The organism is Rhodococcus wratislaviensis, assembly GCF_900455735.1.
Taxonomy (GTDB): domain Bacteria; phylum Actinomycetota; class Actinomycetes; order Mycobacteriales; family Mycobacteriaceae; genus Rhodococcus_F; species Rhodococcus_F wratislaviensis.
The window spans coordinates 75,291-90,612 of the sequence record NZ_UAUI01000003.1 but is presented as its reverse complement, the minus strand read 5'-3'; the positions used below and the strand labels follow the sequence as shown (position 1 = coordinate 90,612).

The window sequence follows — 15,322 nt, the reverse complement described above, 5'->3', positions numbered from 1 at the left end:
CACACGAGGGCCGGGCGCCGGCCCCCTCGCACTGAGTGTGTCAGCCACGATCAGGACCTCCCGTACAAGCAACTTCCCCGCTGCCTGTTACCCCCGACGGTACTGCCAAACACGCCGGACGGCCGTGCGAGCGGCGGGCGTGTCGGTGAACATCAAGTTACGTGGAGGCGCCTGCGGCGCCCGTGCGTGGTTAACGAGTCCCTGCACTCGCAGGCCACGCACGGGCGGCGGAGCCGCCTAGATCAGGCGCCAGTCCTCGAGACCCTCGTACAGCGGGAAGTCGGCGGCGAGCTTCGATACGCGGGACTTCAGCGTCTCGACGTCGGACGATCCGGCGAGCGCGGTGCCGATGATGTCGGCGACCTCGGTGAACTGCTCGTCCCCGAACCCACGCGACGCGAGCGCCGCCGTGCCGATCCGCAGGCCGGACGTGACCATCGGCGGGCGCGGGTCGAACGGCACCGCGTTGCGGTTGACGGTGATGCCGACCTCGTGGAGAAGGTCCTCACCCTGCTGGCCGTCGAGCTGCGAGTTGCGCAGGTCGACGAGCACGAGGTGCACGTCGGTGCCGCCGGTGAGAACGCTGACACCCTTGTCGACGACATCCGCGCCGGTCAGACGCTCGGCGAGGATCTTCGCGCCGGTCAGGGTGCGCTGCTGACGGTCCTTGAACTCCTCGGTGCCCGCGATCTTCAAGGAGACGGCCTTGGCGGCGATGGCGTGCATCAGCGGCCCGCCCTGCTGGCCGGGGAAGACGGCGGAGTTGAGCTTCTTCGCCCACTCCTGCTTGGCGAGGATCAGGCCGGAGCGCGGCCCGCCGAGCGTCTTGTGAACGGTGCTGGACACGACGTCGGCGTAGGGAACGGGCGACGGGTGCAGCCCGGCCGCCACCAGGCCCGCGAAGTGCGCCATGTCGACCCACAGGTACGCGCCGACCTCGTCGGCGATCGAACGGAACGCGGCGAAGTCCTCGTGACGCGGGTACGCGGACCAGCCGGCGACCATGACCTTCGGCTGCGCGGCGACGGCGATCTTGCGGACCTCGTCCATGTCGATGCGGTGGTCTTCCTTGCTGACCCCGTACGACTCGACGTCGTAGAGCTTGCCGGAGAAGTTCAGCTTCATGCCGTGCGTGAGGTGGCCGCCATGCGCAAGGTCGAGGCCGAGGAGCTTCTCGCCGGGGTTCATCAGGGCCATCAGGACCGCCGCGTTGGCCTGTGCGCCGGAGTGCGGCTGGACGTTCGCGAAGTCGGCGCCGAACAGTTCCTTCGCGCGGGCGCGGGCGAGGTCCTCGATGACGTCGACGTGCTCGCAACCGCCGTAGTAGCGGCGACCCGGGTATCCCTCGGCGTACTTGTTGGTGAGGACGCTGCCCTGCGCCTGGAGAACCGCGCGGGGAACGAAGTTCTCCGAGGCGATCATCTCCAGCGTGTCGCGCTGACGGGCCAGCTCACCTGCCATGGCCTGGGCGACTTCGGGGTCGAGTTCGGCGAGGGGGGCCGTGTTGACGTCGGTACCGGGCACAGCGGTCATCGAGGGATCTCCAAGCTGGATGCGGAAACGAATGCTCCCAGTCTACGAAGTACCCGTGAGGACTTCCTAACCGCCCGCGGTGAGGTACCCCTCACCGGCACGCAGGACGCTGGGAACAAGCGGCTCGTCGAGCAGTCGACGGAACCGCTCCGACCGCTCCGCGCCGACGGGCACCTCGGCCAGCCAGCCACCGAGCAGGCGGTACCCCTCCACATAGGTGCTGGTGTACGCCCGCCACAGTGGCGACGACAGGAAGCGCAGCGACTGCCGGGCACGCTCGGGGGTCGACAGGCTCCACCGCTGCAGGAACGCCGCGACGTCGTCGTGGCTTCGACCCTCGTCGTGCAGCATCATCGCGGCGTCCTGCCGCACACCGAGCAGCTGCCCGGACGCCCCGGACAGGCGTTGTGCCTGCTCACCGTCGAATCGGAGGCCGAGGTCGGCGTAGATTTCCTGCGCCCACAGCCCCCAGTCGGACCCGACGATCGATTCGAGCGCGAGATCCGCGAGGCCCTCGGCCATCAGGCACTGCGGGGTGTTGACGACGAACAACGTCTGCTCGAGCTGTCCCGACCCGACCAGTCCGGCTTCCTTGCGGCAGTGCTCGGTGTGGTGGCCCGGGTACGACTCGTGGGCGATCAGGCGCGGCAGGTTCGACATGTGCTGCTCGAGGTCGGAGTTGATCGCGACCCGGGAACGGTAGTCGCCGAGGTAGTAGTTGAACCCCGACCACGGCTTGTCGCCCACCACCTCGTACTCGACGACCTCCGAGTCGGGCAGTGCGTAGTGCTCCCGCACGAGGTCGCGCAGGGCGCTCGAGAAGGCGTCGACGCATTCCTGCAACCGCTCCGCGGGGATCGCGTCCTTCGCGCGGTGGGCCCGGATGCGTTCGGCGAGCGGGCCCGTTCCGGGCAGCACGGCGTCCATCTTCCGGTGCGCCTCCCGGTACTGCTCCTCGTCGCCGCGTTCGATGCGGACGTCGAAGTACGCCTCGACCTCGTCGACGAAGCCGACGTCGTCACCCGCGAACTTGCGCCCCGAGCATTCGAGGGCACGGAGATGGACGTCGAGGAACCGGGCCCGTTCCTCGGACAGACTCGCCGACGGCAGTTCCGCGCGGAGGTTCGCCGCCGTGCGCGCGAGGTCGCGCGGATCGGGCTTCGGCGCGTTCTCCACCTGCCTGCGCAGCGCGGGATCGCCGGTATACGCGTCGACGAATCCTTCCTCCAGCCGGTCGAAACCCAGCCCGAGCAGCAAGTATTCGCGTACGAACGAAACGGATTCCATGCCGTCCGACCTTAGTCGCAGACGCGTCTGCCCGACCCGCCGACAGCGCAGCCTGTGGCACCAAGCACAATCCGACTATGCAACCGCTACTCGCCAGCGCAACGACGACGGCAGAGATTCTGGGCATGGACCGCTCACTCCCCCGTGTACCCGAGTGTGAGCGGAACTGATGGCGCGGACGAGCGAGTCCAGTCCGTACGTCGAATTCGACCGGAAGCAGTGGCGCACACTGCGTAAGTCGACGCCACTCGTCCTCACCGAGGAAGAGCTGTACGGGCTGCGGGGCCTCGGCGAGCAGATCGACCTCGAAGAGGTCGCGGAGGTGTACCTGCCGCTGTCGCGTCTCATCCACCTGCAGGTCGCGGCGAGGCAGCGACTGTTCGCCGCGACCGCGACGTTCCTCGGCGAGAAGCACCCCGACCAGCAGGTGCCGTTCGTGATCGGCGTCGCAGGCAGTGTCGCGGTCGGCAAGTCCACCACCGCCCGTGTCCTCCAGGCCCTCCTCGCGCGCTGGGAGCACCACCCGCGCGTCGACCTGGTGACGACGGACGGCTTCCTCTACCAGACGGCCGAGCTGAACCGCCGCGGGATCATGCACCGCAAGGGCTTTCCCGAGAGTTACGACCGCCGCAAGCTGCTCCGGTTCGTCACCGAGGTGAAGTCGGGGGCCGAAGAGGTGGCCGCGCCTGTCTATTCACACATCTCGTACGACATCATCCCGGGCCAGTACCACCTGATCCGGCAGCCCGACATCCTCATCATCGAGGGTCTCAACGTGCTGCAGACCGGTCCGCGGCTGATGGTGTCGGACCTGTTCGACTTCTCGATCTACGTCGACGCCCGCATCGAGGACATCGAGAACTGGTACATCCAGCGTTTTCTCGCGCTGCGGAAGACGTCGTTCTCCGACCCCGACGCGCACTTCCACCACTACGCCGGGCTGTCCGACCGGGACGCGACGGCTGCCGCTCAGGAGATCTGGCACAACATCAACCGGCCGAACCTCGTGGAGAACATCCTGCCGACGCGTCCGCGCGCCACGCTCGTGCTGCGCAAGGACGCCAATCATTCGATCAACCGGCTGCGGCTGCGGAAGCTGTAGGTGAGTGGCGAAGTGCGTTCCGGCACGCTTCGCCACTCACGTCAGACGCCGAAGCGGCGGTGCCGGGCGGCGTAGTCGCGGAGCGCGCGGAGGAAGTCGACGCGGCGGAACTCGGGCCAGTACGCCTCCGTGAACCAGATCTCCGAGTAGGCGCTCTGCCACAGCAGGAACCCCGACAGCCGCTGCTCCCCCGACGTGCGGATCACGAGGTCGGGGTCGGGCTGGCCGGACGTGTAGAGGTGTCCGTCGATGCCGTCGACTGTGATCGATTTCACGAGTGCGTCCCCCGACAGTCCCGCGAGGAGCTTCTCACTGAGCAGCGACTGCACGGCGTCGGCGATCTCCTGACGGCCGCCGTACCCGATCGCGACGTTGACGTGGGTCCCGGTGCGACCCTCGGTCCCGGCGGCCGCGTCGCGCAGACGCCGCGACTGTTCGGCGGGCAGGAGGTCGAGGGCGCCGACGATCTTGACGCTCCAATTCTTGTCCGGGCCGGAGATCTCCTCGACGACGTCCGTGATGATCTCGAGCAGGGTGTCGAGTTCCTCCGGGTCGCGGCGCAGGTTCTCGGTGGACAGCAGGTAGATGGTGGCCATCTCGATGCCCGCGGCGTCGCACCAGCCGAGCATCTCGGAAATCTTCAGGGCGCCCATGCGGTGGCCGTGGCTGACGTCCTCGAAGCCGTTCTCCCGGGCCCACCGCCGGTTGCCGTCGCACATCACGGCAATGTGCCGAGGGTGCTGTAGACCGTCGAGCCGCTTGAGTAGCCGACGCTCGTAGATGCTGTACAGCAGTCCTCGCGCACTCACCTGGAGATCACCATGACACGCAAGACTACGCCGCAGCCGAAGGTGATCCGCGACGGCCGTCACACAGCGCACGACTTCCTGCTACCGACGGGTACGCTCTCACCACAAGCTAACCTACGGTTGCGTAGGTTAGTGCCACGCACAGCGAGAAGAGGTGTTCAGTGACCGCTTTCGGCCTCGACGAATTGCCCGTCAAGCCCCGACTGCGAGGGTGGATCCACCTGTGGGCGTTCGGCGTCTCCGTGATCGCCGGCATCGTCCTCGTCACGCTGTCGGGCACCCAGGTGTCCGGGGAAGCGGCGCTCGCCACTGCCGTCTACAGCCTCACGGTGTGCGGTGTGTTCGGGGTCAGCGCCACCTACCACCGCATCCACTGGAACACCGTCTCGGCCCGCACGTGGATGAAGCGCGCGGACCATTCGATGATCTTCCTGTTCATCGCCGGCAGCTACACCCCGTTCGCGGTGCTGGGACTTCCGCCCGACACCGGCCGGACGCTGCTGATCGTCGTGTGGGCGGGAGCGCTCGCCGGGGTCGCGCTGAAAATGCTGTGGCCGACGGCACCGCGCTGGGTCGGAGTGCCGCTCTACCTGCTGCTCGGCTGGGCCATCGTTCCGGTAGCCCCCGAACTGACGCACGAGGTCGGCGTCGTCCCGATGGTGCTGCTGCTGATCGGCGGCATCCTCTACTCGGTCGGCGCGATCCTCTACGCCACCAAGTGGCCCAACCCCTGGCCCACCACGTTCGGGCATCACGAGTTCTTCCACGCCGCCACCGTCATCGCCGCGCTGTGTCACTACATCGCCGTGTGGCTGGTGGTGTTCCGGTAGGCCGGACTACCGGCTCAACGCGGCACCGAGATCCTCGACCGTCGACACCGGGCGGTCGCACACGAACCCACGGCAGACGTACGCCGCGGACGCGCCGCCGACCAGCGGCCGGTCGGCGAGAAGCGGGGACGAGTCCGGTTCGCCGCCGACCACGACGGCACCGCCGGGCGCGAGTCTGCGCGCCTCCCGGAGCAGGACGGGATCGCCGTCGGTTGCCACGGCCACCTGGATCGGGCCGCGCACCGACGCCTCCGCCACTGCGAGCCAGTGCCCGGCCGATCGCGGTGCCCGCTCCAGCAGCAGGGCCACCCGGTCGAGCGATTCGGCGGCCGCGGTCGCATAACGTCCCGACGCCTCCCCGTCGGCCACCGCGGCCGCGGTGAGCAGCGCCTCGACCAGACACGACGCCCCGGACGGCGTCGCACCGTCGACCGGGTCGCGGGGACGGGTCACCAGGGACTCGGCGTCGTCGGCGGTGTCGAACCAGCTGCCCGGCCGCTCGTCGTCGGCGAAATGGATGAGGGCGCGGTCCAGCAGCGCCCGCGCGTGCGTCAGCCACTCGCTGTCGCCGGTCGCCTGATACAACGCGAGGAGGCCCGTCGCCAGGCAGGCGTAGTCCTCGAGCACCCCGGCCGATTCGCCCACCGACGCTCCCAGGGACGCCCTCCGCAGGCGCCCGTCGACGACGTGCAATCCCAGGACCGCACGCGCGCAGTCCGCGGCGGCGGCCACCCACTCCGGCCTGCCGAGCCCGGCGCCGGCCTCGGCGAGCGCGGTGATCGTGAGGCCGTTCCAGGCGGTGACCACCTTGTCGTCGCGCCCCGGCTGCGGCCGCGTCGCACGCCGGGCGAGCAGCGTGTCCCGGATCCGGCGCCAGCGGTCCCAGTCGTCCGGATCGCGCGGAAGCTGCAGGACGGACGTGCCTGCCTCGAACGTGCCGTCCGCGGTCACCGCGAACACCCGGGCCGCCCACTCCCCGTCCTCGGGACCGAGAACCTCGACGAGCTGCTCGGGGGTCCACACGTACGTGAGTCCCTCGACGCCCTCGGTATCGGCGTCGAGGGCGGACGCGAACGACCCGTTGTCGGTGCGCAGATCGCGCAGCAGGAACTCGACGGTCTCCTCGGTGACACGGACGGCCAGGTCCGAGCCCGTGCGCCGGCCCAGGTGCGCGTAGGCGCGCAGCAGCTGGGCGTTGTCGTAGAGCATCTTCTCGAAGTGCGGCACCACCCACGCGGCGTCGACCGAGTACCGGGCGAAACCGCCGCCGAGCTGGTCGCAGATGCCGCCGCGCGCCATCGCCGACGCCGTCCGCGCCACGACACCGAGCACGTCGTCGTCGCCGGACCGCTCGTACGTGCGCAGCAGGCCTTCCATCAGCGCGGACGGCGGAAACTTGGGGGCTCCCCCGAACCCGCCGCGGTCGGCGTCCTCGTCCCGCAGCACGGCTCCGGCGGCCGCGTCGAGCAGGGCCGCGTCCACCCGGACATCGCCCTCGGGGATGCCGCCGGCTCCCCGCCGCAGCTCGGCGACCACGGAGGCGGCCGCGTCGTCGACGTCACCGCGGCGGTCCCGCCACGTGTCGGCGATGGCACTCAGCAGCTGGGTGAAGGACGGCATGCCGCCACGCGGCTCGGCCGGGTAGTAGGTGCCGCAGTAGAACGGGGCGCCGCCGGGCGTGAGGAAGCACGTCATCGGCCAGCCACCCTGGCCGGTCATCGCGACCGTGGCGTTCATGTACACGGCATCGAGATCGGGACGCTCCTCGCGGTCCACCTTGACGCACACGAAATGCTCGTTCATCAGCGACGCCACCGCCTCGTCCTCGAAGGACTCGTGGGCCATCACATGGCACCAGTGGCACGCCGAGTATCCGATCGACAACAGGATCGGAACGTCCCGCTCGCGCGCCCACTCGGTCGCCTCCGGACCCCACTGCTGCCAGTGCACGGGGTTCTCGGCGTGCTGTCGCAGATAGGGGCTGGTGGACCCACCGAGTGTGTTCTGTGCGCGCGGGTCCATGTCCAGCTCCTGTTCGACTACTTCTGCAGGTTCGGCGGGGTGTCCGTGGGCTTCGGCGGTTCGGTGCTGCTCGGCCCGCCACCGTGGATCGCGCCGCGGTCGGTGCCCTCGTCCACTTCCTGGTCCGGTTCGGGGTGCTCCGGCTCGAACGTCTCGGGCAGGTTCTTGAGCTTCTTGTTCATCGACCGCACCAGCAGCACCACACCCGCGAGCAGCGCGAGAATGACGACGAGGCCGATGGGCGACGCCTTGCCGAACTCGGGACCGGACGGGGTGCTCGGCGTCTGCGCCAGGACGTCCGCCGCGCCGGCCACAATGCTCACCGTCAACGCATTCACTGCTGTCCGTCCTCATGGATGCCCGCGAACAGGTCGTTCTCCGGGATGGAGGTGGTGACGCGGGTCTTGGCGAGCTCGAATTCCTCGGTCGGCCAGATCTTCTGCTGAATCTCGAGCGGAACCGCGAAGAACGAGCCGTTCGGGTCGATCTGCGTCGCGTGGGCCCGCAACGCGTCGTCGCGCTGCGGGAAGTAGTCGCCGCACGTGATCTGGGTGGTGACGCGTGCCATCAGGTCGCCCTGCTCGGTCTTCCACTTCTTGAGCCACTCGGCCATCGGGAACTCTTCGCCGCGGCGGTCGTACTCCTCCTGGAACTGCAGCAGACGCTTCCGGATGAAGCCGTGCGAGTAGTAGACCTTCTGCACCTTCCACGGTTCCCCGGCGTCGGGGAACCGCTCCGGGTCGGCAGCGGCCTCGTACGCGGCCATCGACACCTCATGGCAACGGATGTGATCGGGGTGCGGGTAGCCGCCGTTCTCGTCGTACGTGGTCATGACGTGCGGACGGAACTCGCGGATTGCACGCACCAGTGCCTCGGTCGACTCCTCGAGCGGAACGAGCGCGAAGCAGCCCTCCGGCAGCGGCGGTTTCGGGTCGCCCTCGGGTAGACCGGAGTCGACGAATCCCATCCACTGGTGCTGGACTCCGAGGATGCGCGCCGCCTCGGCCATCTCCTCGATGCGGACCTCGTGGATGCGGTCACGCACCCCGGGCACGTCCATCGCGGGGTTGAGGATGTCGCCACGTTCACCCCCGGTCAACGTCACGACCTTCACTTCGTTGCCCTCTGCGGCGTAACGGGCCGTTGTCGCGGCACCCTTGCTCGACTCGTCGTCGGGATGGGCATGGACGGCCATGAGCCGGAATCCGCTCACGTATTCGTTCACCTCAACTTCGCCAGTAGCCGTTGCCGGCTTGTCCGTGTCGCACGCTCTCGCCCTCCGCCATCGCTGACGGCGCACTGACGCACGTCCTCTATAGTTCCACCCGAGAGTTCCGCTTGCAGCCGTGCCCCCGCTCGAGTGCTGTGAGTTACGTGGAACCGGAGCGGTACGAGAGTTGAGAGATGACGAGAACGCTTCCCCCGGGCCGATACACAGCCGCGGCAAAGCCTGCGCGCCCGAAGCGCTGGCTCGTGTGGGCCCTTTCCGCGGCGGTCGTGGTCGTGGGCGTGATCGTGGCGGTCGTCGCATACAACAAGTTCGCCGTCTCCGAGATCGACAGTGAAGCCACGTCGTTCGATCTGGTGAGCGACTCGCAGCTGGACATCACGTTCACCGTCACCCGTGAGGATCCGTCCCAGGCGGCGGTCTGCATCGTCCGCTCCCGCTCCAAGGACGGTTCCGAGACCGGCCGCCGCGAGGTCTACATCGCCGGCGGCGAAGACCAGACGGTGAAAGTCACCGCCCCCGTCTTCACGTCGCGCCCGCCCGCGATGGGCGACATCTACGGCTGCAGCCTGGACGTTCCCGCCTATCTGACCGGCGGCTGAGACCAGCACACCCGAGCGACCGTTCGGGTTATTAGGGGTTTGCGCTCCCCGATCGTGCTAGAATCGCCTGGTACACGGTTCCGGTTTGGAACCGTGTATTGCTGCATTGGCGGCAAGGCGGAAAACGAACGGCCCCGGCCGTCGCATTGCGCCGAGCCGTTGATCACTGCTGTTGCAGTGGTCTGTCGAGGGAGCCCGGCGGCTCCAACTACGAGGGAGTGATCGAGATGACCGAGACCCAGGTGACCTGGCTGACCCAGGAGTCACATGACAGGCTCAAGAGCGAACTCGACCAGCTCATTGCCAATCGTCCGGTCATCGCCGCCGAGATCAACGAGCGTCGCGAAGAGGGCGATCTGAAGGAGAACGGTGGCTACCACGCGGCCCGCGAAGAGCAGGGTCAGCAGGAGGCACGCATCCGCCAGCTTCAGGAACTCCTGAACAGCGCGAAGGTCGGCGAAGCGCCCACCCAGTCCGGTGTCGCACTGCCCGGTTCCGTGGTGAAGGTGTACTACGACGGCGACGAGAAGGACACCGAGACGTTCCTGATCGCCACCCGCGAAGAGGGTGCACGCGACAACAAGCTCGAGGTCTACTCCCCCAACTCCCCGCTGGGTGGCGCACTGCTCGAGGCGAAGGTCGGCGAAACCCGCGAATACACGCTGCCCAACGGCAGCAGCATGAAGGTGACGCTCGTCAGCGCGGAGCCGTACCACAGCTGATCTCGGATCCACCGCCGAAAACTCCGGTCCGGGCCCAGCGCCCGGGCCGGAGTTTTCTGCATCGACGCCTGTGCGTGGAATCAGAAGACCCTGCGGGCCTTCATGTCGGCGAACACGGGACCGATGCGCACCACGTCGCCCGTCGTCGGGGCGTGCAGCATCTGGCCGTTTCCGACGTAGATCGCCACGTGTCCCGGACCACCCGACTGCCAGTTGCCGAACAGCAGGTCTCCGGGCCTGGCCTGCGACAGCGGCACCTCCACACCGACTTTCCACTGCGTTTCCGACGTGCGGGGCAGTGTGACGCCGGTTGCGGCGTACACGGCGAACGACGTCAGACCCGAGCAGTCGAAACCGCCGCCGGACGGTCCGTTGATGTTGCCGCCACCCCACACGTACGGCAGACCGATGAACCGCATGGCCGCTTCGACGACGCGGCTCGTGTCACCCGCAGCAGCACCGTAGAAGAACGGCGACAGCATCCGCGCGAACGATTCCTCCAGCGATCGGATCCGTGCGACGTACGGCTGCGTTTCGTGCTCGTAGTCGAACTTTCCGGCGGGCATGCCACCGGCGGTCCGGACCGCACCCGCCCCGGCGTTGTAGGCGGCGATCGTGAGGTCGAGGGTGTCGCCCTTGACCACACCCTCCTTCTTCCACCCCTCGATCTGCCCGAACAGGTCGCACAGCATCTGACCGGACGCCATCATCGGGTCGGCGACACCGTTGATGTCGACCTTGCCGTCACCGTCCGCGTCCTTGCCGTATTTGGCCCAGGCAGGGGGCATGAACTGACCGGGACCGCGGGCTCCTGCCCGGGACACGGGTGAGGTCGCGCCGTAGCGGAAACCGTTCTCGACCGAGTACAGGGCCGCCAGCGTCGGCGGCTTGATGCCCTCGCACAGCGACCCGGCCTTGCGGATCCACGGCGCGAAGACGGCGATGGCACCGACCGGCGCGAGCGACACCCCGGGGAAACCGGCGGGGACGGACGGGATCAGCGATCCGAGTCCGCTGATCAGGGCCGGGACCCCCGGCAGAGCGGCAAGGCCCCCGATCGCCGTTCCGACGTCGGGGGCGCTCATCGCGGGGGGTTGGTCGAGCGGCGTGTCCGGGAGTGCCAGTGGGGGAACCGGGGCAGGAGGCGGTGCCGCCTCGACGGCGGGCGGCGGCGGAATGTAGGGGTCGGTTGCCTGCTTCACCACATCCGAGGCCTGCGCCACCATCTGCTCGGCCTGCACGCGGGCCGGTTCCGGGAGGGTCGATATCGCGTCGTTTACTTGTTTCTGAACGTCGGGTGAGGCCTGCTCGACCACCTGAATTGCTTCTGCTGCTTGATCTTTCACCGGCTGCGGTATGTCCGCTCCCTGAACGATGGCCCCCGCTGCGGTGGTGATCGCCACGATGATCGCCGCTGCATCAACTGACATACGTGCGCTCCTCCTCCTCGGTGCACCTAACCGAGTGAGTTCACGTTACGACGGGGCACAGCAGATGCGAGGCGATTCTGCGGGATTGATCCGTTTCCTACCGTGACCTGCGGCAGAGCGGCACCTGGCGAATCGCGTTTGTCGGGGCGGACTGCGCAGGACTGCGGGCGACTCGCCGGGCGTGCGCTGCACTCCTGCGCACTCCACGACGAGAGACAGATTCTTCCCAGGTTGTTCTAAGGTTCTTCGGGGAAGCTGGTCGGCATGAGTGAAGACCGACGGATTTCCCGCCTGCTTCCCGTTCGCCGCGTCCTCGCGGCAGCCGGAATCGCCGGACTGGTCGCCGGTGGCGGCATGGCGGCAGCAGCGGACCCCGCGACCCCCGATTCGACGGTGGCAGCGCCCCTCGTCTCGGCAGGATTCGGCGCGCCGGACGCCGTGTCCAGCGGTTCCTGAGATCCCGCGACCGGAGATCCACCACATGACCAGTGCACGCAGCGCAACCGAATGGTCCACCTGGGGTGTGCACGCACGCATCGTCGTCACCGACCCCGACGCCCTGAGCTCGGCGTCGAACCTGATCCGCGGTTACCTCGCGGCCGCCGATGCCGCCGTCAACCGGGACCGCGCGGACGCCGAGATCCGCTCGCTCGACGCGGGCCCGAACACGGTCACACCGATGTTCGCGCGGTTCCTCACCGACGCCCTCGCCGCCGCACGCACCACGGAGGGCGCACTCGACCCCACTGCGTCGGCCCCGGCACCCCAGTCGTGGCGGTCGATCACCGTCGACGGCACCGAGGTCACGCTCCCGTCCGGTGTGGAGCTCGACCTGACGGCCACCGCACGGGCGAGTTCCGCCGACCACTGCGCGTCGACGACAGCCGAGCTGCTCGGGTGTGGCGTCCTGGTGGCGCTCGGCGGAGACATCGCCACCGCCGGGACCACGCCACCGGGCGGCTGGCAGGTCCAGGTACAGGACCTGCCGGGCGACCCCACCTGCCAGGTGTCGATCCCGTCGGGTGCGGCCGTCGCGACCGCCAGCACCGTCAAGCCCCTCCACCCCGACTCGATCTCGCTGTGGCGGACAGTGTCCGTGGTGGCCGAGTCATGCACCACCGCGCACGCGTCGAGTACGGCGGCGGTCGGCATGGGCGGCGGTGCGATCGACTGGCTCACCACCCTCGAACTGCCGGCCCGGCTGGTGGATCAGGAGTTCCGGGTCATCACCCTCGGCGGATGGCCGAGCTAGATCCGGCTACTCCTGCAGGCGAACCGCGTACTGGGCGTCACGCAGGGCGTCGAGGAGATCCTGCCGGTGGCCGGGACCACGGGTCTCGACGGTGAGGAACACCTCCACCTCGTCGAGCGCGAGCGCGCCGCCGGTGCGGGAGTGAACGACGTCCACGACGCTGGCGCCGTTGCCGCTGATCACGCCGAGGAGGCTGACCAAACCACCCGGTCGGTCCGGAATGGTCACGTGCACACCGAGATACCGTCCGGCCGCCCGGAGACCGTGATTGACGACGTGCGTGAGCAGCAACGGGTCGATGTTGCCGCCGGACAGCACCGCGCACACCTTACCGGTGAGTCCCAGCTCTTCCGTCGAGCAGCTGATCAGCGCGGCCACCGCCGCCGCGCCCGCAGGCTCCACGATGAGCTTCGCGCGTTCGAGGCACAGGAGCAGCGCCCGGGACAGAGCGTCCTCACTGACCGTGACGATGGCGTCGACCTGCGAGCCGACGTGCGCGAACGGCACGTCGCCGGGCCGGCCGACCGCGATGCCGTCGGCCATGGTCGACATGGTCTCCAGCGGAATCGGGCGGCCCTCGGCCAGCGAACGTGGCCAGGCGGCCGCCTGCTCGGCCTGGACGCCGACGATCCGCACGTCGGGCCGGGTGGCCTTCACCGCCGCGGCGATGCCCGCGATCAGCCCACCACCGCCGGTCGGGACGACGAGGGTGCCGACGTCGGGTTCCTGCTCGAGGATCTCGAGCCCCACGGTCCCCTGCCCGGCGACGATGTCGACGTGATCGAAGGGATGGATGAGGACGGCGCCGGTCTCGTCCGCGAACTCCTTCGCGGCGACGAGCGCGTCGTCCACGGTGTCGCCGGTCAAGTGGACGGTGGCGCCGTAGGCCTTGGTGGCGACGAGTTTCGGCAGGGGCGCGCCGGTGGGCATGAACACGGTGGACGGGATGCCCAGTTCGGTGGCCGCCCAGGCCACGCCCTGCGCGTGATTGCCCGCGCTGGCCGCCACGACCCCGCAGGCCCGTTCGGCGACCGACAGATTCGCGATCCGGTTGTATGCACCACGGGGTTTGAAAGACCCTGTGCGCTGCAGATTTTCGCACTTCAGCGTCACGACGTGCCCGCATCGTTCCGACAGCGCCCGGGACGCGATCACCGGCGTCCGGCGCATGACGGGGTCCAGCAGCTTACGAGCTGCTCTGATCTGATCCAGCGTGACAGGCTCCACGCGGGCCAGCATAGGGCGCTCCGCGCCCGTGAGTGGTTAAGGAGTCCAGAGACTCGTCAACTACTCACGGGCGGCGGAGCCGCCTGCTACTTCAGCGCCTGCTCGATGTCGCCCACGAGGTCGGCGGCATCCTCGATGCCGACGGACAGCCGCACCAGGTCGTCCGGGACCTCGAGCAGCGAACCGGCGGTCGAGGCGTGGGTCATGGCGCCCGGGTGCTCGATCAGCGACTCGACGCCGCCGAGCGACTCGGCCAGCGTGAAGATCTCGGTGCGCGAGCAGAAGTCCAGCGCGGCCTGCTTGCCGCCGGCGAGGCGGACCGAGATCATGCCGCCGAAGCGGCGCATCTGCTTCTCCGCGACCTTGTGGCCGGGGTGCGACTCGAGTCCGGGGTAGATGACCTGCGACACCGCGGGGTGCCCGGTGAGCAGTTCGACGACCTTCTCGGCGTTGTCGCTGTGCCGCTCCATGCGCAGGGAGAGGGTCTTGATGCCGCGGAGCGTGAGGAACGCGTCGAAGGGCCCGGGAACCGCGCCTGCACCGTTCTGCAGGAACGCGAAGGCCGTGTCGAGTTCCTCGTCGTTGGTGACGAGTGCGCCGCCGACGACGTCGGAGTGTCCGCCGATGTATTTGGTGGTCGAGTGCAGCGCGATGTCGGCGCCGAGCTGCAGCGGCTGCTGCAGGTACGGCGAGGCGAACGTGTTGTCGACGACGATCTTCGCGCCGGCGTCGTGTGCCACGTCGGACAGTGCCTCGATGTCACCGATGTTGAGGAGCGGGTTGGTGGGCGTCTCGACCCACACGAGCTTGGTGTTGGGCCGGATCGCGGCCCGGACCGCGTCCACGTCCGACACCGCGGCGGGCGTGTACTCGATGCCCCACTGGGTGAAGACCTTGTCGATCAGGCGGAACGTTCCGCCGTAGGCGTCGTTCGGGATGACGAGGTGGTCGCCGGGGCGGAGCGCGGCACGGAGCAGGCAGTCGGTGGCGGCCATGCCCGAGCCGAAGGCGCGACCGTACGTGCCCGACTCGAGGGCGGCGAGGTTGGCCTCGAGCGGTCGTCGGGTGGGGTTGCCGGTGCGGGCGTATTCGAATCCGTTACGCATGCCGCCGACGCCGTCCTGCGCGAACGTCGAACTGGCGTAGATCGGGACGTTGACGGCGCCCGTCTGCGGGTCCGGGTCGAATCCTGCGTGCACGGCCTTGGTGGAGAACCCCTGCCAGCTGATGTTGTCCGCTTTGCTGCGCTGCTCACTCATGGCCCCCAGCCTAGTGGGG

15 protein-coding genes are annotated in these 15,322 nt (G+C 68.6%); 6 read left to right on the top strand and 9 right to left on the bottom strand.

The annotated features are described in order from the left end of the window. Nucleotides 1-237: 237 nt before the first annotated feature. Complete coding sequence (glyA, locus tag DTA22_RS07745; RefSeq protein WP_112299094.1) at nucleotides 238-1,533, bottom strand: serine hydroxymethyltransferase; 1,296 nt, start codon at nucleotides 1,531-1,533, stop codon at nucleotides 238-240. 66 nt (nucleotides 1,534-1,599) lie between these two features. Then, nucleotides 1,600-2,820 (bottom strand): DUF885 domain-containing protein, encoded by a 1,221-nt coding sequence (locus tag DTA22_RS07740; RefSeq protein WP_112299093.1) that lies wholly within the window; start codon nucleotides 2,818-2,820, stop codon nucleotides 1,600-1,602. A 169-nt stretch (nucleotides 2,821-2,989) separates the two neighbouring features. On the opposite strand from DTA22_RS07740, the gene coaA reads away from it, so the two are divergent. Next, complete coding sequence (gene coaA / locus DTA22_RS07735) at nucleotides 2,990-3,922, top strand: type I pantothenate kinase (protein WP_005253716.1); 933 nt, start codon at nucleotides 2,990-2,992, stop codon at nucleotides 3,920-3,922. A gap of 41 nt (nucleotides 3,923-3,963) precedes the next feature. Here the strand turns inward: coaA and DTA22_RS07730 are convergent, their stop codons facing one another. After that, nucleotides 3,964-4,731, bottom strand: coding sequence for an isoprenyl transferase (locus tag DTA22_RS07730; protein ID WP_112299092.1), 768 nt, complete (start codon nucleotides 4,729-4,731; stop codon nucleotides 3,964-3,966). Between the two features lie 161 nt (nucleotides 4,732-4,892). Between DTA22_RS07730 and trhA the strand changes: the two genes are divergently transcribed. Then, complete coding sequence (gene trhA, locus DTA22_RS07725; protein WP_009479104.1) at nucleotides 4,893-5,561, top strand: PAQR family membrane homeostasis protein TrhA; 669 nt, start codon at nucleotides 4,893-4,895, stop codon at nucleotides 5,559-5,561. 6 nt (nucleotides 5,562-5,567) lie between these two features. Here trhA and DTA22_RS07720 read toward each other — a convergent pair whose 3' ends face one another. The 3 genes from DTA22_RS07720 to mca are packed head-to-tail and all read right to left on the bottom strand — an operon-like array spanning nucleotide 5,568 to nucleotide 8,796. Beyond that, on the bottom strand, nucleotides 5,568-7,583 hold the full coding sequence (locus DTA22_RS07720; protein WP_112299091.1) for a thioredoxin domain-containing protein: 2,016 nt from the start codon (nucleotides 7,581-7,583) through the stop codon (nucleotides 5,568-5,570). A gap of 17 nt (nucleotides 7,584-7,600) precedes the next feature. Further along, entirely contained in the window at nucleotides 7,601-7,921 is a 321-nt protein-coding gene (locus DTA22_RS07715; protein WP_025432157.1) for a hypothetical protein, read from the bottom strand. Further along, the gene (gene mca, locus DTA22_RS07710; RefSeq protein WP_037231689.1) at nucleotides 7,918-8,796 is read right to left on the bottom strand and encodes a mycothiol conjugate amidase Mca; all 879 of its coding nucleotides are present in this window, start codon (nucleotides 8,794-8,796) and stop codon (nucleotides 7,918-7,920) included. Before mca ends, DTA22_RS07715 begins: the two co-directional genes overlap by 4 nt. 191 nt (nucleotides 8,797-8,987) lie before the next feature. Here mca and DTA22_RS07705 point away from each other — a divergent pair, with 191 nt between their 5' ends. Together DTA22_RS07705 and greA are read left to right on the top strand one after the other, a co-directional pair. After that, on the top strand, nucleotides 8,988-9,413 hold the full coding sequence (locus tag DTA22_RS07705) for a DUF4307 domain-containing protein (RefSeq protein WP_112299090.1): 426 nt from the start codon (nucleotides 8,988-8,990) through the stop codon (nucleotides 9,411-9,413). Nucleotides 9,414-9,640: 227 nt separating this feature from the next. Continuing rightward, nucleotides 9,641-10,135, top strand: coding sequence for a transcription elongation factor GreA (gene greA / locus DTA22_RS07700; protein ID WP_005238978.1), 495 nt, complete (start codon nucleotides 9,641-9,643; stop codon nucleotides 10,133-10,135). 80 nt (nucleotides 10,136-10,215) lie between these two features. Here greA and DTA22_RS07695 read toward each other — a convergent pair whose 3' ends face one another. Continuing rightward, entirely contained in the window at nucleotides 10,216-11,565 is a 1,350-nt protein-coding gene (locus tag DTA22_RS07695) for a C40 family peptidase (RefSeq protein ID WP_112299089.1), read from the bottom strand. A gap of 264 nt (nucleotides 11,566-11,829) precedes the next feature. Here DTA22_RS07695 and DTA22_RS07690 point away from each other — a divergent pair, with 264 nt between their 5' ends. Together DTA22_RS07690 and DTA22_RS07685 are read left to right on the top strand one after the other, a co-directional pair. Continuing rightward, nucleotides 11,830-12,021, top strand: a complete 192-nt coding sequence (locus DTA22_RS07690) for a hypothetical protein (protein WP_009479096.1) — start codon at nucleotides 11,830-11,832, stop codon at nucleotides 12,019-12,021. Nucleotides 12,022-12,046: 25 nt separating this feature from the next. Next, nucleotides 12,047-12,817 (top strand): FAD:protein FMN transferase, encoded by a 771-nt coding sequence (locus tag DTA22_RS07685; RefSeq protein WP_037231494.1) that lies wholly within the window; start codon nucleotides 12,047-12,049, stop codon nucleotides 12,815-12,817. Nucleotides 12,818-12,823: 6 nt separating this feature from the next. Here the strand turns inward: DTA22_RS07685 and ilvA are convergent, their stop codons facing one another. Beyond that, complete coding sequence (ilvA, locus tag DTA22_RS07680) at nucleotides 12,824-14,056, bottom strand: threonine ammonia-lyase (protein WP_037231491.1); 1,233 nt, start codon at nucleotides 14,054-14,056, stop codon at nucleotides 12,824-12,826. Nucleotides 14,057-14,130: 74 nt separating this feature from the next. Further along, nucleotides 14,131-15,303: a cystathionine gamma-synthase gene (locus DTA22_RS07675; RefSeq protein WP_037231489.1), complete on the bottom strand. Its 1,173-nt coding sequence runs from the start codon at nucleotides 15,301-15,303 to the stop codon at nucleotides 14,131-14,133. Between the last annotated feature and the right edge of the window lie 19 nt (nucleotides 15,304-15,322).

Excerpts from the sequence above, each read along its gene's own strand:
- glyA (WP_112299094.1), bottom strand. The coding sequence starts at position 1,533 with ATGACCGCTGTGCCCGGTACCGACGTCAACACGGCCCCCCTCGCCGAA.
- DTA22_RS07740 (WP_112299093.1), bottom strand. The coding sequence starts at position 2,820 with ATGGAATCCGTTTCGTTCGTACGCGAATACTTGCTGCTCGGGCTGGGT.
- coaA (WP_005253716.1), top strand. The coding sequence starts at position 2,990 with ATGGCGCGGACGAGCGAGTCCAGTCCGTACGTCGAATTCGACCGGAAG.
- DTA22_RS07720 (WP_112299091.1), bottom strand. The coding sequence starts at position 7,583 with ATGGACCCGCGCGCACAGAACACACTCGGTGGGTCCACCAGCCCCTAT.
- DTA22_RS07705 (WP_112299090.1), top strand. The coding sequence starts at position 8,988 with ATGACGAGAACGCTTCCCCCGGGCCGATACACAGCCGCGGCAAAGCCT.
- greA (WP_005238978.1), top strand. The coding sequence starts at position 9,641 with ATGACCGAGACCCAGGTGACCTGGCTGACCCAGGAGTCACATGACAGG.
- DTA22_RS07695 (WP_112299089.1), bottom strand. The coding sequence starts at position 11,565 with ATGTCAGTTGATGCAGCGGCGATCATCGTGGCGATCACCACCGCAGCG.
- DTA22_RS07690 (WP_009479096.1), top strand. The coding sequence starts at position 11,830 with ATGAGTGAAGACCGACGGATTTCCCGCCTGCTTCCCGTTCGCCGCGTC.
- DTA22_RS07685 (WP_037231494.1), top strand. The coding sequence starts at position 12,047 with ATGACCAGTGCACGCAGCGCAACCGAATGGTCCACCTGGGGTGTGCAC.
- ilvA (WP_037231491.1), bottom strand. The coding sequence starts at position 14,056 with ATGCTGGCCCGCGTGGAGCCTGTCACGCTGGATCAGATCAGAGCAGCT.
- DTA22_RS07675 (WP_037231489.1), bottom strand. The coding sequence starts at position 15,303 with ATGAGTGAGCAGCGCAGCAAAGCGGACAACATCAGCTGGCAGGGGTTC.